Annotated in this window: 13 protein-coding genes and 3 pseudogenes; 6 read left to right on the plus strand and 10 right to left on the minus strand. The window is 57.2% G+C overall.

Going from position 1 to position 20,357, the window contains the following annotated elements; genetic code table 11:
• Positions 1–282 precede the first annotated feature (282 nt).
• Positions 283–916 (plus strand): annotated as a pseudogene (locus NKH38_RS26955) (IS256 family transposase); the annotation flags it as partial.
• A gap of 202 nt (positions 917–1,118) precedes the next feature.
• Here the strand turns inward: NKH38_RS26955 and NKH38_RS26960 are convergent.
• Positions 1,119–4,193 carry a hypothetical protein gene (locus NKH38_RS26960; RefSeq protein ID WP_352764145.1) on the minus strand — a complete coding sequence of 1,025 codons (3,075 nt, stop codon included), beginning with the start codon at positions 4,191–4,193 and terminating at the stop codon, positions 1,119–1,121.
• A 50-nt stretch (positions 4,194–4,243) separates the two neighbouring features.
• Entirely contained in the window at positions 4,244–4,651 is a 408-nt protein-coding gene (locus NKH38_RS26965; RefSeq protein ID WP_352764147.1) for a hypothetical protein, read from the minus strand.
• A gap of 931 nt (positions 4,652–5,582) precedes the next feature.
• Between NKH38_RS26965 and NKH38_RS26970 the strand changes: the two genes are divergently transcribed.
• On the plus strand, positions 5,583–6,464 hold the full coding sequence (locus tag NKH38_RS26970) for a hypothetical protein (protein ID WP_352764149.1): 882 nt from the start codon (positions 5,583–5,585) through the stop codon (positions 6,462–6,464).
• Positions 6,465–7,709: 1,245 nt separating this feature from the next.
• Here NKH38_RS26970 and NKH38_RS26975 read toward each other — a convergent pair.
• Positions 7,710–9,050 (minus strand): hypothetical protein, encoded by a 1,341-nt coding sequence (locus NKH38_RS26975; protein ID WP_023697166.1) that lies wholly within the window; start codon positions 9,048–9,050, stop codon positions 7,710–7,712.
• A 65-nt stretch (positions 9,051–9,115) separates the two neighbouring features.
• Positions 9,116–9,397, minus strand: coding sequence for a sunset domain-containing protein (locus NKH38_RS26980; RefSeq protein WP_023833143.1), 282 nt, complete (start codon positions 9,395–9,397; stop codon positions 9,116–9,118).
• A gap of 446 nt (positions 9,398–9,843) precedes the next feature.
• Here NKH38_RS26980 and NKH38_RS26985 point away from each other — a divergent pair, with 446 nt between their 5' ends.
• The 3 genes from NKH38_RS26985 to NKH38_RS26995 are packed head-to-tail and all read left to right on the plus strand — an operon-like array spanning position 9,844 to position 11,686.
• Positions 9,844–10,803 (plus strand): DUF2971 domain-containing protein, encoded by a 960-nt coding sequence (locus NKH38_RS26985; protein ID WP_352904605.1) that lies wholly within the window; start codon positions 9,844–9,846, stop codon positions 10,801–10,803.
• A 29-nt stretch (positions 10,804–10,832) separates the two neighbouring features.
• A complete protein-coding gene (locus tag NKH38_RS26990) occupies positions 10,833–11,219 on the plus strand; it encodes a hypothetical protein (protein ID WP_023697163.1) in 387 nt (128 codons plus the stop codon).
• A 23-nt stretch (positions 11,220–11,242) separates the two neighbouring features.
• The gene (locus NKH38_RS26995; protein WP_023697162.1) at positions 11,243–11,686 is read left to right on the plus strand and encodes a hypothetical protein; all 444 of its coding nucleotides are present in this window, start codon (positions 11,243–11,245) and stop codon (positions 11,684–11,686) included.
• Positions 11,687–12,102: 416 nt separating this feature from the next.
• Here the strand turns inward: NKH38_RS26995 and NKH38_RS27000 are convergent, their stop codons facing one another.
• From NKH38_RS27000 to NKH38_RS27015, 4 genes are all read right to left on the minus strand, one after another.
• Complete coding sequence (locus NKH38_RS27000) at positions 12,103–12,819, minus strand: hypothetical protein (RefSeq protein ID WP_023697161.1); 717 nt, start codon at positions 12,817–12,819, stop codon at positions 12,103–12,105.
• 487 nt (positions 12,820–13,306) lie between these two features.
• Positions 13,307–13,723 carry a hypothetical protein gene (locus NKH38_RS27005; RefSeq protein ID WP_081731044.1) on the minus strand — a complete coding sequence of 139 codons (417 nt, stop codon included), beginning with the start codon at positions 13,721–13,723 and terminating at the stop codon, positions 13,307–13,309.
• A 32-nt stretch (positions 13,724–13,755) separates the two neighbouring features.
• Complete coding sequence (locus NKH38_RS27010) at positions 13,756–14,001, minus strand: hypothetical protein (protein WP_081731043.1); 246 nt, start codon at positions 13,999–14,001, stop codon at positions 13,756–13,758.
• A gap of 665 nt (positions 14,002–14,666) precedes the next feature.
• A complete protein-coding gene (locus tag NKH38_RS27015) occupies positions 14,667–14,861 on the minus strand; it encodes a porin (protein WP_023697157.1) in 195 nt (64 codons plus the stop codon).
• A 73-nt stretch (positions 14,862–14,934) separates the two neighbouring features.
• Here NKH38_RS27015 and NKH38_RS27020 point away from each other — a divergent pair.
• Positions 14,935–15,553 (plus strand): annotated as a pseudogene (locus tag NKH38_RS27020) (oxygen-independent coproporphyrinogen III oxidase); the annotation flags it as partial.
• An 854-nt stretch (positions 15,554–16,407) separates the two neighbouring features.
• Here NKH38_RS27020 and NKH38_RS27025 read toward each other — a convergent pair.
• Together NKH38_RS27025 and NKH38_RS27030 are read right to left on the minus strand one after the other, a co-directional pair.
• Positions 16,408–18,942 carry a two-component system VirA-like sensor kinase gene (locus NKH38_RS27025; RefSeq protein ID WP_352764156.1) on the minus strand — a complete coding sequence of 845 codons (2,535 nt, stop codon included), beginning with the start codon at positions 18,940–18,942 and terminating at the stop codon, positions 16,408–16,410.
• 641 nt (positions 18,943–19,583) lie between these two features.
• A pseudogene (locus NKH38_RS27030) lies at positions 19,584–19,960 on the minus strand (type IV secretory system conjugative DNA transfer family protein); the annotation flags it as partial.
• Positions 19,961–20,357 lie beyond the last annotated feature (397 nt).

Below are 20,357 nucleotides of genomic sequence, written 5' to 3' on the forward strand. Positions count from 1 at the left end.
TATGCAGGGGGCCTGCGGCTGGGGCAGCTTTGCTCCCTCTCTCGGCGAAAGACAGGAGGATATCCATGACCGCCAATCCATCGGTGCAGTCCGTTACGCGGATAACGAACACATGCTTTATGGCAATCGAGCTCAGCCGGACAAATTGGCTGGTAGGTCTCCTTACCCCGCTCTCGGACAAGATATCTCTCCGAAAGATACCTTCTGGGGACACTCAACAACTGTTCGAGATAGTCGATCATGCCATCGAGAAGGTTTCCCGCATGATCGGGCGAAAGCCCGAGAGAGGTTCTGGGCATGGAGGTCGGCACGTCTGAGGCCGAGCCGATCTGGACGGAGTTCCTGCGCAAGCTGACCCGCCGTGGCCTGCGCGGCGTCAAGCTCGTCGTCTCCCATGCCCATGAAGGCATCAAGGCGGCCGTCACCAAGGTGCTGTGCGCGACATGGTAGAGGTGCCGCGTCCACTTCATGAGGAACGTGCTGGCCCATGCCGGCAAGAGCGGGCGCCGCGTCGTCTCCGCTTTCATCGCCACCGCCTTCGCCCAGGAAACGCCCGGGGCTGCTAGCACGCAATGGCGCGCCGTTGCCGACCAGATCCGGCCGAAGGTGCCGAAGCTGGCGACAATCATGGACGACGCCGAGCCCGACGTGCTTGCCTACATGACTTTCCCCAAGGAGCACCGCGCCAAGCTGCACTCGACCAACCCGATCGAGCGCCTCAACGGCGAGATCAAGCGGCGCACCGAGGTCGTCGGCATCTTCCCAAATGACGACGCCATCGTCCGCCTGGTTGGCGCGATCCTGCTCGAACAGAACGACGAATGGGCCGTGCAGCGCGCCAGATACATGACGCTGGAAACCATCAGCCAAATGAGCGATGATCCGTCTGATCAGCCTGCCAGCCGTGGCACGCTGATCAGCCCGGCCCCATCCCGGAGAGCGCGGCGACCAAGCCGTCAGCTACACCACTCCCTGGGACACGATCTCGGGCGACGCCGCCGAGAAGGTTGCTTTTTATCTAATCACCGAGCTTGCGCGGAAACCCAACTTACATACTCGGCTGGTTCAAGCGCTTCGAATTCGCATTGCCAACAGGTTTGCTCGGTGTCGAATCCCCGTCAGAGCCAAGGCGATTGGGTTTGCCTCATGATTCTCGCGCCATAAAGCCTATCCTGAAGGGTTTCGCTTCTGCTCTTGATGGCTTGGTTCAGCACGGTCAGGTTCGTGTCCCAGTGTCGCCCGACCGGAGTCGTGAGCAGCTCAATATCCTTACCCTTGATCCAAAGGTTGCCTCGCCCGTCGATCGTCTTCGCGAGAACTTCGTGGGCGGCAAATGCGGTCGCTTGATCAGCGGCGTGTAGGTAGCGTCGATACCACTCGCGCGCCCATCTGTTTCGACGATAGTGATCACTGCCAGTCGCGTAAACCTCGGCCAGCCAGCCTGTTCGTGGCTTCCTCGCCTCGAACTCGGTCCATATCTTTTCGAATGCGGGTGTCAGATCGCAGAAACCCAGGAGCGTATAAGCCCGCGCGATCCGGGCCGCATCGCCACTGGCCTCGTCATCTCGGATGGTGGCCTCAAGCCAGCTCGATTGGCCGTGCTGGATGGCGGCCCTCGCCATGTCAAGCAACACATTGTCAGTCGTGCAGAGGTCAAGAGCCTCCCGGCGTCCTTCATCTCCGGCAGCGCATGCTGGCGCCTCAACTGGCAACAGGGTTATCCGAGGGTTCTTTATGATGCCTCGGTCCCTTGCGTCATTCAACTTCCGCCACAACGGGATGCCAGCCGCGGGCAAGGATCGAATGAGTCCCTCACACAGGGCAATGAGAGGAAATTCATCGAGCGTATCAACGTTCGAAATGTGGTTACGCTCGTCGAGCCAAGCGTTCAACCAGGCCACGAGGCTCGCCCCTTGCTTCGCAATCAAGATGGTCATCGGCAGGTCGTGGTTTGCCCAATATCTCGGGTAGGACCAGGAGCCTCCCTTTTGATCCAGCCTATCGAAGGCACCGCGAACGAAGTCATGATATTTTTGCAGCGCGACCGGGTCTTCAGGATTTCGTTGAAGCATGACGGCCCAGATTTCGGGATCCGCCTCTTCCATCAGTTCCGGGCGTTGCAGAATCTCGCTTGCAGCCAGCAACGCCAATGATCCCCGGCAGCGGTCTTTGAGGTTGTTCGCTTCCGCAGCTTTCCATCCGCTATCGGCGATCGCCTGCAGCACCTGAGTGTCGCGTGTCTCTGGTGCCAGTTCGAAAGCGGCGCCGCGTATTTCTGCGTCCACGCTGCTGACAAGTGGCGCCAAATCTGACCAACCATCCAGAGCCTCTTCATCAGCTATGGCGCCCAGGAGCAGAAGCCCGCTGAGCACGTCATCGCGAGGACCGGTTAGCGGGAATCTGGAAAGGCGCGATCGTATGGCTGATTGTCCACAACGCAGCAGCACCTTCTCGATCCTGGCGAGGATCGGCAGCTTCAGACAATCGTCGAGCACTCTATCCAGCAGTTGTTCCGGTTCGAGGTCCCAAAGACGCAATTCCAGCTCGCGTGCTCGCCACCAAGGAAGATCATCGTCCTTGGCGATGGCCGAGGCGTCGATCAAATCCTTGATGGCATCGGCGATTAGAAGTCTCTCCTCCTGTCTATACAGTAGCGAAAGTCGGTTGGCCTCGGCCACAAGACGTTGCAATTCGAGTTCGTTTCGCCCCGGGGCGCTCAGGGCCGCCAAGCGAACGATTTGTTGCAGGAGATTTGGGTCTGTGCGGGCCAACATAGCTTTTAGGCGCTCAAAACGATTGTCGTCATCACTCGACTGGCGCCCGAGCAGCCAAAGCTGGTCGCCTGCGAACTTGGCATCATGGTTCGCTACGCATGCGTTCGGATCAAGCGGACTTTGGGTATCCGCGCGGTCTGCAAATAGTGTAGGTGATTTGTCCTTTACTAACGCAGCCAAGTGCGTCCCGGCGACAGCGTCTCCAAAAGCCTCCAGAAGCCATTGCCCGCCAGTTAGCGCAATGTCATCACCTGTTGCGGTCAGTTCGTCCACGGCTTTCAGCAGCGCGGCATGAAAATCGCCAGATTTGCCGCCGCCCAGGCGCAAGACCCAGGCCAGCTCCTCGAAATGATTGGCGGTGGCCATGATTGCCCGGCTGATTGCCCAGGCCAGGAACGCGTCAGTGAATGCCTGCAGCGGCAGGAACGAAAGAATCCCGAACACCCGGTGAGCGAGCCAACTCACGTCGCCCGTGGCCACCAGTTCAACGGTCGGGCAGGTCGACGATATCGGCGAGTCATTCCATCGTTTCAGGTTGTCATGAGTTCGCTTGCGATTTGTGACCGATCGCTCGGAGTTCGGATCAATCTTACCAAGGAAGCGTCCGTCGTCTGGGTCTGCCCAGAGCCATCCCAGCCAGATCGTCACCTGCCTGACGAGGCGTGGCGCGATCTCTGCGAAGGAATGGGCTCGTGCCAGTCCCTTGATAAGGATTTCATCCATCGATCTGTTGCCGGACCGGGCGAGCCAGGTCTCCTCAGCAATCTGGCAAAAAAGTTCAAAATCCAGGCCGATCAAACGCCAGAAAGCATCATAGTCCACCTGAGAGAAGTTTTGTTCGGCTACCCACCGATGAACGATGGCACGCCGAGCAGGCCGGCCGACAAGCCCGTCCAGGAGCGCGATTGTTGCTGTCGCTCGCAGGATCGAAACGCCGAGCCGTTGCCCCTTGTAGGGATCTACGAACGTGGCGATGATGGCAGCGGCCTCGCCTTCATCGCCCAGGCCTCTCAGTTCAGCCGCCAATATTAGGCCGAGCACGAAAGGCGTAAGCTCCTTGCGGAGTTTAAACCGATGAGGACCGTCACCTGCTTCCAGCCAACGCCCGGCGATCAGCTCCGCCACGGTTTCGCGAAGGTCGTCCTGGCCCTTGCCGCTCTCCCGGCCCAGTTTGGTAACCAGATCAACGCGGGTGAACATTGCGTCATCGAGCGAAACCTTCACGCCGCTGCCGAGATCGCGGATGAAATCTCGGAATTCCTCATCGGAAATCGCCAGCGCTGCTCCGCGCCGACCTACCCTGTGCTTCCAATCTTCGTATGCGAGCCGCTCGGGCGTTATGTCGCCTGTTGGCGCGAGGGCCTCACGCCGTTCGATAGCCAACTGGGAGAGACGCGGCACCTTCATAAGATCCAGCATCCGATCTCCAAACGCCTCACCCTCCACCGCGTGCAACTTCAACAGCGCTTTCAGCTCGTCGTTGCTGAAGGGACCAACACGAATTTCATCCGGACGGGGAGCCAACGGCGCCAGCCTGTGCAGATCGGCCCAATGGTCTGGCCAGCAGCTGTCAGAACGGCAAAGCGACCTTTCCAGCGCTCGTCGTAGAGCGGTTGCAGGAAATCCGACCAATCGCGTTTTCGCCAATTCTGGTTCAGTCCATCGACGACCAGAATGAACTGCTGACCGGCGAAATCGGCGCGCTGCCAGAGCCCAACTCTGCGTAGCCAGAACGTCGCATCGCCATGGCCGAGCCGTCTGGCTAGAACCTTGGCCAGCAGCTCCTCGGCGTTGTCGTCCCGGACGTCATTGGCCGAGACGAAAACCGACAGAGGCAGATTACGGCCGTCTGCGGAATTCGCTGCCCACCAGGACAAGAAGGACCAGTTTTCCCCATGCCTTCATCGCCGAGCAGAACCGCAGGTCGACCGCTGATGAGCCATTTGTCGAGCTGTTCGTTCAGCGATGGCCGTAAGACTTTCCTCACGGCAGGGTCATGCAGATTGTTAAAGCTCCCGCCAAGACGTGATGCCGCGTTCATGGGATTGGACAAACCAACCTCAATCCAGGTCTTCATGGCGCTCACAGCTGCCGCATATCCGATATCGGCGTCCAGCAGCCTTTGGCGGACCCTCTCGCGAGACTTTGCGAAATCCGGGTGGGATCCAATTGCTCTGACCACGTCCCGCAGAGATCGGTCGTTCCCAAAGTGGCGCGCCATGGCGACTGGCGCTTCAAGGCAAAGGACCGCCAAGTCGGGAAGCGAGTCTTTGTGGCTTGGCCAATCGAGGACCAGCACAGCTACTCCCAGGCGGTTTCCGATGTCTCGGAGCGCTTCGATATCGGTGACCGGGATCTCCCGCGAGGCAGCCAGTATCCATAGATCGACAGGGTCGCTTTGAAGAGCGGAGTCGACGACCTTTGCCTTCATCTGATCAAGGCTAAGCCGTGTTTTCGCGCCATATCTTTTGGCTTCCAGACCGAGGCGAAATGTATTGTGCTCGATCGTCCGGACATCGGATCCTGCCTGCGGGCCTGATTTGGCCAACCTGAACAGCTGACCTGTGGTTTCTGACAGGACGTCTCGCATGAGACCTTCAAATCCACTCGTGCCGGTCGCTTCGAGTTTGCGAAGTCGAGCCGCCAACAAAGTTTTTGCGCGAGCAAAGTCCATCAAGCTTGGTTTTTGGCCGGCGGAAGTGGTCATAAATCCCCCATGGGTTTCAGTCATTGATGGTTGTACTCACGCAGACGACGTGATCTGCAGAATCTGGATATGAATGCTCTGCAAGATTCGAGGTCGAATTCATGAGTAAGCTGACGGAGGCGTTGAGCCAGGACAAGCTCAGTGTTTGCCTTAAATTGGAGGCCTCCGAGGTCAAGCGCGTCTATAGGACCACTGAACTCCTTCCCGACTTCGATTTCATCCCGTACGACGGGGGAACCGATAAGGACTACCCAGTCTGGCACGAGTTCGATCTCTCGGACGAAGCGATTTTCATCCATAGTTTGATACTGGACGACTATGGGTACTTCGTTGACGATGACCCGCACGATGATCCCGAATATGAGCTACCGAAAGCAACTTCTGAAAGCACAGGGAAGCTTGCCTTGGAACTCCAGATGGCAGACCGCTTTGGGTGCCGAGCACTGGTCAGGGGAAGCTTGTCTGGTACTTCCATGGAAATGAACATGGATGTGCGCTTCAATTTCATCGTGGCCTCCTACTCCGGAGAAAGCAGTCGTATCGGATATGCTGCGGAAGCGATTGCCGAAGGTTTCGCGTTCGAGGAAGAGGGAAAGCTCAAGCAGGCATTTTTCTCATATTTTTCGGCACTCGACAGCTTCGTTGAATCGGAGCGTGAGAAACTCAACAAGGGGCAATCCGACGATCAGCGGATCAAACCTGACATCCGACTGATGCAGAAACTGCAGGCGATCATAAAGGCGAACATGCCACCATCTGTCGGCGGCCTCGATAAAGTGAAGATATGGGGAGACGTTAAGAACGGTTTCGACAAGTGCGAAAAACTCAGAAACGCTATCGCTCACAACACGAAAACAGAGCCGATTGCTAAGGCCGACGTTGATCTGTGCTTTGCCGTCGCCGCCATCATCGTGGCGATGGTTAGTGATGATCTCTACGAAGAAAAAGAGATTAGGAAGCACTACGTTGTAGAAAGCGACTGAGTCGGAGTTACGAAATTAAGGCGGATTGGCAGCTTGCGGCATCCACTGGCCACCCGCGGTGCAGGCTTACCAGGAAAGCCGAGACACAAGTCCGCTAAGGGCTAAAAGCAGTCCTACCGGAGCGCAGGAGCGGCGGCAATGCGGTCGAGAGCCGAACCGCAGCCTTCCGCCATCCGCTCCCATAAGCGGACTGACCGCTGTCGACCCCTAGGAGGACAGTCAGACGGTTCTACAATTGACCATCGACTGGGGTTCTATGGAAGCTTTTCGAACTTTTTGTCTGGCTCCTCCAGCCAAATTGCGCGCGCTCGCGCAGGAGGCTGGGTTCACAGAATTTCCCATCGGATAATCTTAATTGACATCCGAATGTGGAGTTCAAGTCGGAGGAGGGCCGGCGTGCCGTGTTCAGATCCAACTCGTTTCAACCGCTAATGACATTCCTGTTAGGCGTCATGCGCTTTGGGCCTCCCAAGCGATAAGAATCGGAGTATGTGCGCGCGCTCCTTCACCGCCGTCGCTGACATCTCGCATATCCCGCGCCTGCAGCATCTAGTCGCAGGCACGATAGGCGTGGGGATCCTGCCCGGCAAAGCCAAACCGCGGCTCACGGTCTTGCCGGGCGGAAGGCCGGACGATGCCGCATGATACATTTCCTCGCCTTCACCCTCGCCGCGGGCGTCGTGCTGGCGCTGGCTTGGTGGTCGCTATGAAACGATGTCGAACAGACAGCCGGCGGGCAGTCGGTCAAGACGCCGCTGCGGCAGTCTTGGTTTCACTGGGCGTCAATCCCGGTAGATCTCTCGCCATAGCGAAAGAGATTCAGGACTCAGGGATGTCCGCCGCAGTTCAGCGAATTGTTGGCGAGCGCGCTCAAAGTGACGTTCATTCAATGGAGCGCGGATGGCAGCATCTCGAAACGCCTCGTGACCAGTTTCTTCGTAGATTTTCTGGTTTAGCTCTTCATTTACTTTTGGCGGCGCGAGTACAATTTCGGTTACGCCAATGAGCTGTCCGCACCGATACGCCCTAAGTCAGGGCTCCTCCGCTAAGAAGTCCTTCACTATTGGAGGAGGTCCATCGTGGTGAGTTCAACAAGACCGGCGATCTCTACTCCCCAGCAACACATATGCAGAACGTTGCTGCGAATGGTCGCAGCCCGTCAAGAAACTCTATCAGGTGCTCATCGGGTGGTTTCGGTCGGTCGTTGTCAGCCATCACTACACGCCGGGACGCTATCGAGACGTTTTAGCTAGGATCCTTCTTTTTGCTTGCTGGCAACTCAAGTGGGGAGACAGCTGCATCTTTGGGTCCGAATGTGATGTCGATCCAATCGTCGTCACTTGGTCGGCCGCTCACCAGCTCGGTCTTGACGATCATCCTTCCATCGCGGTGGCATTGTGCCAGCCTCTCTGAGATCCAAAGACGGTCCTCGTCGCCGTCCAAAATCGATCGAGCGTTGCCGCCAGCGAGTATTTCGCCGAGCGATCGCGCGGGGATGCGAAACTTGTCGTCTCCCATAGTCGTCCAGCCTCCTCGAAAGCCAATACTTGTCGCTGTGTTCATGCGATTGAGGTAAGCACTCTCAATATTCTGGAGCGGGGAATCCAGCTTGGCTAACGCTTCCCGTACTAGGCGATCGACTTTGTCACGAATTGCCTCATCGCGAGCCATGACGCTATGGCTGACCCTGTACGTCGCCCGTCGTGATCGCAGAGACGGTGCCATCCGATCTGTCGGATCTCGCTCCTGCTCCACGGAAAAGAGCACGACGAAGTCGAGCCACGACGACGAAGCGATATAGCGGCGTACTATGTCATGTATCGGGAAAGTTTTATGTGCTGCCCCTTTTGTCCAGAGCTCCGTGCCGCCATCGCAAAGGTAAACACCTCTGAGGGACCCTTCCGGTGATGACTCCAACTGCGGTCGAGCACCGTCGAGAGCGCTTTTTGCAACAGAATCGACCTCGCGATCGTGTCTGCGATGTGTCGTGAAATGCGCCGAATTCCAACCAAGCGTCGGAAAGTCATGGCGGCCAGGCGTGAACGATATTTTGGTCGGCACGCCGTCGAAAACGATCAAATATTCGAAAGGGCGTTTAAAATCGCCGCCCTGCAGTCTCAGGTCCAAGGCAATCTGTTTTGTGATCTGAGCAATATCTGCTTTCGGTGGCAGCACAGGGACTGACACCAATTGGCCATCTATCGAAGCCTTGCGTGATCCGAAATCAACTTGAAAATTCCCCATCACCGGCAAGCGGCGCAATATCTGATCCGAAAAAGTTTCAATAAAGAATTCAATCGGATAGTCGTGGTGAGCTTGATCATCAGAAATCGCCTTTACGTCGGCATAGATAAGATGCTCTGGCAGCAAGATATCAGGCTTCTTCCCGTTGGCGAGCGTTGGCTCAACCTTGGCGTTGTGCGCCAGAATATGGCCGGCCAAAAGGTAAAGCTCCCAGACTCCAGGTATCCCGTTCTTGTTCGGTTTCTCCACCGCGTTGATAAGGGAACGCAACTGCGAATCCGGTGTGTGACCAGAGACCGTATCAATGACGGATTGCAGCGTACGTCGGGAGAAGATGAGCATCGCAACCTGTGATGGCTGGTCGTCGTTTCAAAATTTGGCGGTCGCGGAGAAATCCGAATTTATTACTATCGCTTTGCTCGGCGCCATCCGGCCGCCCGCGCCTCTGCTTCGCTGCAGAACCATCGCTCACCATACTGCGGGCTGATTTTTGTCTCGGAGTAGTGTTGCTGTCCGGGTACATGGTAGATGTGCTCGCCGGTGTTGATGCTGATGTTGCCCTTGATCGTGCATCCCGCACCCGTGGACAATAGAGAGGCGTTTGGAGATGTATCGTCATCAACTTCGTCGGTAAGCTGCATGAGGCTGGGCGTCGCGCCGATGATGCCGGGGTTCTGCGAGACGACCACGGCTACGGGTACCGTGCAAACAGATACTCAAGCCGCCATAAGCCGCGCCGCCGCTTCTTGGCGTTCTTGCGCCGCTGGTCAGCCAGGTCGGCACCGATATGATGCTGGATTTTCCCCACGCCCTCTCACCCCGAATGAAGGATGCGACTGTTTCGGCTTAGAGTCAGTCCAGAAATTGAGCAGATAGCAGAGCGTGAAAAGAACCTTGCGGAGCTAAAAGTCAAGCAAGCTGGCCCCGCCGATGACACCGCCAAACCACGGCGTTCGGTGCCGCAGTTCAAGTACTGGACTGCCCACAAAAAGAAGGGCCGGACGGGCCAGGGTGGGAAAAAAAGGCAGAGGAGGCCTTCCGGTGGCATTTCGAGCCCGGTAAGGATCTGAAAGATTACCGGGTGCGATCCGGCAATGAGGCACCAGAGCGGACACCGACGCAGACAGGTACTGATATGCGGATAACGCCAGAAGAGCTTCTTAATTTCGGAATTTTCCACCCTCACGCCGTCGACCAGTACATGGTCGCCATGACGAAGAAATCTCGCTTTGTTCATTACTGCAGCGCCGAGACCGCTTTTCACATCGTGAGGTCCAACAGAATGCGGCTTCGCAACGCGAAGGTGATGAACGACTTTATGGAAATCGAACACGGAAGCAGCTGTTTAGCGAACGCCTGGGACAGTCCTGACGGCGATCGGTTTCGGCAAACTATCGATGGCCTGTTTGAAGGCATTTCCCAGGAAATAGCCGACCTTCTCAGGGGCTGGGTTCCCCTTTTCGGAAGGGAAACTTACATAAGCTGTCTCTCGGAGCATGACAGCGATGAAGACGATCTCGGACGCCTCTCAATGTGGCGAGCCTACGGCGGGCCTTCTGGCGTGGCTGTGGTCTTAAATCCAGAGGCGTTCTATTCATCCAGTACGGTTCTCGGCGCCGTGTCATCGCCGGTAGCGTATCTCGATGAGCGGGGGTTCGTAACGCAATTCAATCGGGTGACGGATGGGATTAAAACCCACCAAGACATGCTTAAGGCAAATGGCCGGCAAGCGCTTATCAACTCGCTGTTTAATGCATTCCGTTTTGCGGTTCTTTGCACCAAGCACCCCGGCTTCAAAGAGGAGCGCGAGTGGCGCGTCATTTTCGACCCGCGGTTTTCGACAGAGCACAAGCTCGTGAAGAGCATCGAGCTAATACGGGGGGTGCCGCAAGTCGTATACAGCATTCCTTTCAAGGACTACCCGGAGGAGGGATTTGTTGGTGCGGAGCTGCCCAAGCTAGTCGATCGCATAATCATCGGCCCAACCGAGTTTCCTGACCAACTGCGGGAGGCGACGGTCGCGCTTTTGGAAGAGGCAGGCGTGCCAGATGCTGACAAGAAGGTCGTTTGCTCAACGATACCTCTCAGGCAGTAGACATCGGCGGATAGTGACCAGGGGGGATTATGGCCAAGAAAGAAGCGAAGAAGCTTTGCTTTGTAGTCGGGCCGATTGGTGGCGATGATAGCGACGAAAGAATTCACGCGGACTGGTTCCTTGAGGGCATCGTTGAACCGGTTTTTGCCGAGCATTTCCCTGAGTTTGAGGTGAAGCGGGCGGACAAGATCGCAGAACCAGGCCGCATTGATGCCCAGGTCATCACCGCCCTGCTGGACGCTGAATTGGTTGTGGCTGATTTAACAACTCTGAACCCGAACGCCTTTTATGAAATCGGGATCCGGCACATGACCCAGAAGCCCATTATCCAGTGCGCCTGGAAAAGCAGCCTATTCCCTTCGATATTGCGTCATTCCGCACACTCAGCTTTTCCCGGAAAAGACCTAAAGACCTAGAGCTTGCTCAGGGCGCGCTCAAGATGGCTATTGAGGCAGTGCTGGCCGATGGGTACGAGGTGGACAACCCGGTCACATTTTCTCGCGGGAAAGTGGAGTTCGCACAGTCGGCCACGCCTGCAGAGAAGATCTTTCAGAATCAGCTCGATGCAATTCTAAACCGGGTCAGCGCGCTCGAAAGGCCTGAGCAGGGGTTCACTCGCGCGGCAGCTTTTAGGTTCGGCAAGGCTGGGAATATTTCTCCGCAGACCTACACGTTAGGCATACAGGGCAATGGACCAGATGCTCCTGCCCGTATTCAGGGCTTTATCGATCGCATTATGACAGAAAAATTCCAGCGGATGAGTGTCACTTCGGATGGAGGTGACTTTACGCTGGTAGAGGTCACTGAACTGCCAAATCCCTCCCTCATGAAGATGCTTAGGTCGGAAGCGAGTAAGGTCGGCCTCACCATCGGGCAAGCCTAAGCTGGCATCGGCGACGGTATCGAGGCTGACTTGCTCGCAACCTGGCGCCCTCATTACCGTCGCTCCGCCCGCTACGGCGGGCGAGGCAGTGGCGCTGGCGGAACGGCTGGTGGAGGACTTGCGTCAGTGCAGTCGTGGATCACCGCCACGGAACAGGCGCTGGCAGTAGCGGGGAGCGTGGGGCTGAATCTGTCGGCGAAACCCGAGATGGCTCCGGCCGATCGCGAAACCCTGATGGCAGCGCTCCGATCTCTTTCTGAGGTTCTGATGCCGAGCGTCCACCGCGGCACCGAACTGGAGGAGGACGTGATGAAGCTGTTCGCAGCCTTCAACGTGTACAACGGCGACGAGGCGAAGATGCGAGCGCAGGTGCAGGCCCGGAGCGAGGAGCTGGAGGGGAATCAGCCTGCAAGCCGTCAGAATGGAATTTCGTCGTCCAGCTCTCGGCTTGCGCGCCTGAAGTCCTGGATTTGCTTCCTTGGCTTTTCGACGCGTTTGATGTCGTCCGGGGACGGCAGCTTCTCTGGGGCGGCTTCCTTGGTCTTCGCACCGCCAAGAAGCTCATTGATACGCTTCAGCAGCTCGTTGGCTGGTTTCAAGGCGTTGGCGCCTTTGTTGATGAGGTCGGCGATGGAGATGCCCATCAGCATCCCGTTGTCGAACCGCGTCCGCGCGCGGTCAACGTCCGCGTCGAACGCGTTGAGATTGGAAAATAGCGAGTTCTTTTTGCCGACTTCAAGGTCGGCGGCTTCAACCAACTGGCGGATTTCATTGACGAGGTTGTGGATGCGAGCCTTGGTGGCAGCGTCCAGCTCGACCGAGTAGATGGCACCGATGCGGGCCTTCTGAATCTGGATTTGCAGGACGATGCTCTTGGTGGCAAGGTCGAATTCGCGGTGGACGTTGTACGTGTTGTCGTAGTCGGGCAGCTCCCAATCTCTCAGCGCCTCGATATGCAGCGCCCTCGCGGCACCGGTAATCTTGTTCATGTGACTGATAAGGGCGAGGCGGGTGTCACCCTCCTCGTTGCCTCGGATGTCCTCGGCAAGCTGCTCATCGAACAACCCCACGAGGATGACGAACGCCTGGAACGGATTCTCCGGTAAGTTATCGAAATCTATGGGCTCTGCCATGTGCTCATCCCCCGCAAGGCACTGCAAGAGAGATAGAGAACGAACGGGAAATCTACAATGCGGTTTTGTCAGGACGAAGATTGATGGCTTCGCAATGCCGTAACGGTGTGTCGACACAATCGGCAGCCATTTTCCCGCAAGTGCATCCGGGCGTTGGTTGAGCGGTTCAGGCGGAAAAGCCATTCCATGCGTTCACGATCTGCCTGATGGCGAATTCACCATCGCATCCCCGAAAGTCCACAGGGTTGCCAACACCGCGAATAATGTCCGCAATCAGATGGCGCGAACTCTGCCAGTCGCCGACGGCTCCATGGTCTATGTGAATATGGCGATGGCGTGCCCGCTGCTCGGACTGGAACCAATATGCTGCATTACCGCGCGTACTATGTAAACTGGCATCCGACTGCCGCATCCAACTCAACGAAAAGCGAAGCTCTATCTCAGAAGTGACGTGCTACGCCGCCCTGTGGGATCACTGAAGCGGCTCTTACCGGTAGTCGTACACCGAGTGGTAAAAATAGATCTCTCGTTTGATAAGCTTGGCGGCCCGCACCTTCCCGCTATTTCGCTCAATCTCAACAAGAACGAGCACCTTAACAGGCTCGGCCAGTGCGGTTGTGGCAGTTTGGGCACCATGCCAAACACCCTCTTCGCTGTCGTACCCACCCTCGCTGCGGTCTTCGTACTCCAAGTCCACTTCAACCTCGACTTCGACGACCATGGTCGCAACGACAAGCTTGTCGCTCAAGGCTACGGTGGTCTCATATTCAACACTGAAGATTTGAAGCAACCGGGGGTCGAAGGCGTTACCATCAGCCAAATCGCCCATGTAAACGACTCGCGCATCCTCTAACTCAATGTCCAACTTTTTCTCGAAGGTGGTGTCAAAATCGGACTGGTTCATGGCTTGCTCGGCCGCCTGTTCGCCTTCCTCTCCTAAGTCGGCTGCGGCTCCCAAAACCTTGTGTATTGAGCTGAGGTGCAAGAACATCGAAATTCCGACCAGCGCCCTTCGATGTCGCGCGGGCGCGTATCGTGGCCTTCGATCAGGTTGCTGTAGTAGGTGTTCATGATGCGCACGAGATGGGCGAGGTTGGCTGCGGTACGCGAGTGCAGGCTTTTGCCCAAAACAGCCGACGTCGCCAGGCTTGGACACAAATCGATGCTGCCGATGATGATCATGGCCGATGTTCGGCAGGCCTATCGTACTGACAACTATGCACAAACCGTAATTGGGGGAGCCATCTGGCCGATGCTTTGGCCGATCTATGACGATCGGCCGGACTCAGACAGGTTCGAGGTGGAAAACAGGCAGCTTTAAACATGGTTCTGCCTCGGCCAGCGCAAGATTCGCCTGGAGCTTCGCTTATGCTGTGTGAGCTTGTTCTCTCGCGCCCGAATTCCCCATGGATGGCCCAAAAGCAGGCGATCCATTTGTCATTTTTAAGTGCGTCGGACTGCCAGTTGATCGCGTTCTGACCCGACTGGGATTTCAAGTTTGACCTGAAACTGACCGGGTGCTGGATGGCAGGCTTCATCCCCACCGGTCTGATATGAAACAACGTCCGGCCCCGAAGGCTAGGCTGCAATCTCGTATGGCTTCTATGCGCCGTTCTCTTGGAGCGTGTTGCGGGCTTGGTCTGCCCAACCTCGGAGCTCAACGCTTCACGGCGTTAGGATGAGCGTTCGAAGCGCAGGATTACTGCCGACACTGCTCTTCTTGTTCGCATTGGGCAGTTCCCGTTGGAAGCTTCCATCTTGCCGACTGCTGAGTTTGGAGTCGCCGTAGCTGTGAAATCGAAAAGAAGCCCATAGGCAACGTTTGCCGCGACGCTACTGAGAGCTGGTCACCGGGAGAGCCGAAGGTAGAACGAAGTTGTCTCGTTGAGCTTGTATGTGGCGCCAGCATAGAAGGCCCAGTTCCCACCCCAAGGCTTATACAAACGCCCACCGTTAGCGCCGATCGCGTTCATGGCCTCGTCCTTTTGGCAGAGATCACCACGGTCGCTAGCTGGCGAGCAAAGTCCGTCCCAGCGCTGCATTATCTCGTCGGATCCGGCAAGCTGGCAAAATTTCCCAGGCGGAGCTGACTGGTTTGTTATCACCGTGGGACGCCTGCCGCGTCAAACGGTGGTGTCGTGGGTCGAGACGGCGAGGGCAGCGGTCGCCATGCGCCCCGACCGGCTTGCCAGCGCTGCCCGCGCTGAACAGCATGCGGCTGTCGCCGTGACGCTGGTTGCCGCCGGCTACCGGGAGATCGGGCTCGACCATTTCGCCTTGCCGCACGACGAGCTCGCGCTGGCACAGGAAACCGGTCGCCTGCGACGTAACTCGTTGGGCTACTCTGCCGATACCTGCAGAACCCTGATCGGTTTCGGCGCGTCGGCTATCGGCCGCATCGGCCAGGGGTACGTTCAAAACGAAGTTACACGGGATATCTACATCCAGCACATCGCAGTTGGCCGACTGGCGACATCGAAGGGCCATCGCCTCACAGACGACGACCGCGTGCGAGCCGCAATCATCGAGCGATTAATGTGCGATTTCGAGGCTGACGTGCCGGCAATCTGTGTCGCCCACGGATCTGATCCGATCCGTCTTCGCGGTTCAGATGAGCGTTTGGCGATGCTGGCCAAGGACGGACTAGTGGACTTCGAAAACGGTCTTGTCCGCGTACGGCGGAGCATCGCTTGGGATTCGCGCTGTTGCTGCCGCATTCGATGCTTTTAGGGATGGCCTTACGTATCCCGCAGTTGAGGGCAAGCACACAACACGGAAGCTAACACAGGGAGTACCTTTTGCCGGAGAGAACGAGCTGCCATCGTGCGGTGCCCGGTTAGTAGTGAAGCGCCGTAAAATGTCGACATAGGCGTTGGTGAACTGGACCGAACGACGAGAACGGCCTATCCAGTGTGTTGTCGGCAGTTAGTTCGAAAGTCCTGCTACACCCGATCCGATGCCTCTCAACGCCGAGGCCGCACCTCCGTGCCGAAGCCGGCCTTCCCAATGGTGGGTCGAGCCGTCGCTTACCCCGTGCTTGCCTCACAGATCCGCGACCGAGAACCCAGCCACATGCCTGCCGGGGCCTAGGTCCATCAAGCATGAAAGGAACACGTCGGAACCTGGGATATCGCTTGCCCGGCCGGGCGGCGATAGCCTTGTCGGGGCAGCGAGGAGCCGTGGCCGATGATGAACGCACAGGAGAAGTCTGGCGTGAATGGGGCGATGATTGTCAAGCTTTGCTCTCGAGTCATCTCGTCAACCATCTTGCGTGACCGATTGGCGACCATCTCCTCGTCCCGACCTTATATTGCCCGTCGCCTGTCGCCGCCAGCGCGCAGTGACTTCAAGGATGGAGGCCCGCAGACCCCATCGCGCGGCGACTTGTCCTTGACGGTCACGAGCACGGCGGCAGGTTTGCCGTGGTCGGGGAGCCTTCCTTGAGCGGAAGCCGACGACAGTGTTCGAGGGGAACTCGCCATGAGCCGGGTGCGCAGAGATCGTCCGACGCTCTTGTATTTGCTGGATCCCAGCCGGCTCCGCCTCCGACTGCCTCGACAGCTCGGTATCCTGAGCGCGTCGGCGGCATCATGCCATTATCATCCTACGAATTGCATGCTCCATCGTCCTGGACGAGACCGGTTTGGCTAGCCAAAGGACGAAGGTCTGATTACCAGATGTGATCGGCATGGGGTCGCTTCCACCAACGACGATGATGGGCACCGTCATCAGGGTGGTACGTACGGCTTCGGGCTGTCCTGGCCCGAGGAAAGTCGCTTTATCGAAAATTAGGAGGTCGGCTGCCTTCCCGCTCTCGATCCAGTCGCAAAGACTTTCGAAGGTCGCGAAGCCGACAGGCTTATAACCAAGCGCGGCGATCTTATCGTTGTAGATCTCCAACGCTGCTGGATCGGACTCCACGACTGCAATGATTTCTCCATTGCCAAGTGATCCATCGTATGGACCGGAAGCGCTATCAGCTCTGACCTGCTCCTCAGCGCAGGCCGGTAAGTAGAGATCGAAGCGTGTACCTCGGCCAACAGCCGAGGTGACGTCAAGGCATCCTGCGAGCGCGCTCACATGGCGGTCCACCGCAGCAAGACCCAGTCCGGTCCCGCCGACGCGAGAGCGCGTGGTAAAAAAGGGCTCAAAGATGTGCGGAAGCACCGAACTTGCGATTCCTTGGCCATCGTCGCTGATGGAGAGGAGAACGTAATCTCCCGGTTTCAAGGTGCCCTTAGCCACGGGCTTCGTTTGACAGACGTGAGCGCGAGAAACGCTAATCTCGACACGGCCCTCATTCAAGAGAGCCTCCGACGCGTTCTTGCATAGATTCATAAGGATTTGCTGTATCTCGGTCGGGCTGCCCTCGATCACCGTTTGCCACTCGTTGATCTTGAAGTTCAACTGAACATCCGCACGAAGTGTAACCCGCAGCAATGGCGCGAGATCCATTACACTCTCCGAGACGTCGAAAGGCATCGTCACGCGCTTCCGAGTTCGGCTTAGTGACAAAATTTGATCAATAATCAGCTTGGCTCGGTTGCTGGCCAAGATAATTTGGCCGATGTGGCCCCGAATTCTCGAGGGGCGGCGCACAAGACCTTTAGCCATCTCTGCGTAGCCGACTATTGCTCCTAGAACATTATTGAATTCATGTGTAACGCCGCTTGCGATTGTGCCGACAGCCGTCAGCCTTTCCGCATGCTCCCATCGACTCTCAAAAAGGTTACGTTCCGTGTGTACACGTTGCATTTCAAGATGGTTGCCTAAACGCACAGTAGCGCTCGCCAGAACCAGGAGGTCGTCTGTGGAGGGTGGTGAGCGATCTCCTTCAAAAACAAGGATACAAACCGCAGCCTGCTGATCGGAGGCCCTGCAACCAACAATTTGACAAACACCGGTAGCGCCTACGGCAGTCCGAACCACTTCCGACGCCGGAACGACGCGAAACACTGGCTGTTCCGGGTGTACAAGTGAGACGACTTCATGGATTAGCGTGGCGTTCCAGACGCGCATGCGCTTGTTCGCGACAAAGTACTCGGTATTCCTGCTGATACTCGGATCCACCAGAGCAAGCGCGCATTGATCTGCATCGAAAACGCATTGAATGAGTCTAAGCGCTGCTTCGGTGGAGAAGCGCCGCGAAGCCTTCGTTGCTTGACTGTCGATGAAACAAGCTTCGATCTCACTCATCGCCGCTTCAAGCTCTAACCGCCTTTCCACCCGGTTCGTCCGCACATGCAGCGTGGAGGCTCGAATGGTCGCAAACAAGCAGAGGCATATGGACACCAAGCCAAAGAAAAGTCGTGTACGCTGCGCTTGCGCGCTGGCGAAGCTGTAGGCTTTCAGATGTTCTCGCTCCAATTCGGCAGCCTTGGCGAACGTGTCGAAGGATGGGATCCGATTGACAGCGCGGTCCAACCTCAACATTGAGGACAGGATAGCGCGGCCCTCGCGGGCAACATCCTCCGTGACTTGGTCCTGGCTAGGAGGAAGTCGGCGGAGAGACTGATCGATTTGTAATGCGAGGCTGAATCCCGGTCTGGCCGAAAATTGAAGGATCAGATTGGAAAATTCAGGCCTGTTCGACACCCCCCCCCGAAGGCGATTAGCCGAGCGAGCAAAGCGTACCAGAGAGCTTTGCAGAAGCTCATTTTGCGCGGCCGAGGCCGAGATGGCAGCTTCTGTGTTTTCGAGGGAATTTTTGAGCTGTGCAACCAACCTGGAGTGCACCCCGGAGCTCTCATTGGGCGAGATCTCAACAAGGCGTTGGTAGTTTTGAAGGTTCCTTTTTAATGCTTGCCCGGTAGAAGCAACGGAACGGAAGTCCAATACCATGTCTGCGCGGGCGACGTCTCGCTGGAGCAATGCGTAGTTGATCTGAATCGTCCGCAGTTCGCTTAGGACCGCCTCGTTGATCTGGGGGTCTTGCCACTGTATCGCGACCAAGAGCGCGACCGAGGCCACTAGGGCCATTACAGAAGCTTTGTCGGTACTGAGCCATTTTTCCCAAACGAACGGCGTTTGATCCGCGGTGCGTGCCTTGCGAAGGTCCGATTTTAATTCTAGCTCCCCATCGCGTCGGTGTGCGGCCGGATGCTGCTGGAACAGGAAAGCCAAGTGTACCTCTCCCCTCAAATAGGCGGTGTAGACGCCGTTGCACTCTGCCCCCATGGCCCGCTGACGTTCCATTGATTCGCGGGCGTTTCGACCTCGACGGCGAGGCGGCAGCACAAGGCGGGCAACTGATCGCAGTTTTCGGAACTGGTCTTCCGAGAGATCATCGAAGGGGCATACAAGCGCACGCCTGCAGCAGCCGAGGATGATACCGGTCGGTCAAACGCAACTGGCGAGGGCCGGATCTGCTGTTGGCTGGCAGCTAACACTGGCGGGGCGGCGGCCTCAACTCCGGCGTGCCTAGAGCCGGCTGCTGCGAAAGCGTCCGACACGCTTCCCTTGGGGTCATCCCGTCCAGCGGGCATCCTTGGATCGCTGAAAAAAGACGAGGCGGCTTGATGATCCTGCCCTCGCTGAAGCACCTCGCGAAACCCCTTTTCCAGTCGCAGAAGCTCCTCTGGACCGGTAGGCGGCTCGTCAGCTCGACCATCGAACAGCGGCCGGAGCGCCTCGGACACGTGCTGCTCAAAGCCCACTCGCCGGGCCTGGAGCGCTTGCCCGTCTTCCAAGCCGGCGTCCTGCACCTGCGACAAAGCTGTTACACGGGATGGATTACTATTTCGCGGGTTCATACTAGCCTCACATCAAACTGTATCGTCAAAGTCCTGCGCCAATTCACACAGCGGGTCATCGAGTTGAGATTCTGCGGAGAGCGCCTCCTCTGCTCCCGTCAAGGGCGCCGGCTCCGGGAGGGCGCCTGTCTGGCTTTCAAAGATGCGTTTCAGAATGCGATCCGAAAATATCGCACCTTCCTCAATTTTAATGGTGGCAGACCTTTGATGAGAACAATCTCGTAGTCGTCATCGAGCAGCCGAACCTGTTCGGGACGCAATAGCGGTGCACCTTGATGTGAATTCTGAATGTTCCAATCGAACGTTCGCGCCTGGCTGTAAGAAATCGATTGGGCTTGAAATGTGAATCCACCGATAGCTTTGGAAATGTAGTTCGGAGTCTCGTCATCTACCTCGATGTTCCTAGAAGCGCGCCGGCAGCCCGGGCGGGGGGCTTGGGGTTAGACTGCCAGCGCACGCCACTCATAAAGAGCGGCCTCTTTTCGCGGTTCGGACACCCATAGTCAACCCGGCAACGTCTGGATGCCCGCTGTGCTTTTTGCAGAGCGGCGATGCCGGGCATATCGGCCGATCCTGTCTAGGATGGTGTGGCCACTCTCGTCGGCCGAGTTGATGCTCCAGCCAGTATCGCCTTGCCGACCAGCATGAGTTCGCCGTTAGCAATCCATCGTTGCGAGCCGAGACCGAGGTAAAAAGCGCGTGTTATCGACTATGTAGCTGACGCTCCCGCTGACGCAGGGTTCCCGCCACTGCCTCGAGGACTACCTCGAAATGAAATACCTCTGC

The sequence above is a fragment of the Mesorhizobium sp. M1078 genome (assembly GCF_040318615.1).
Taxonomy (GTDB): domain Bacteria; phylum Pseudomonadota; class Alphaproteobacteria; order Rhizobiales; family Rhizobiaceae; genus Mesorhizobium.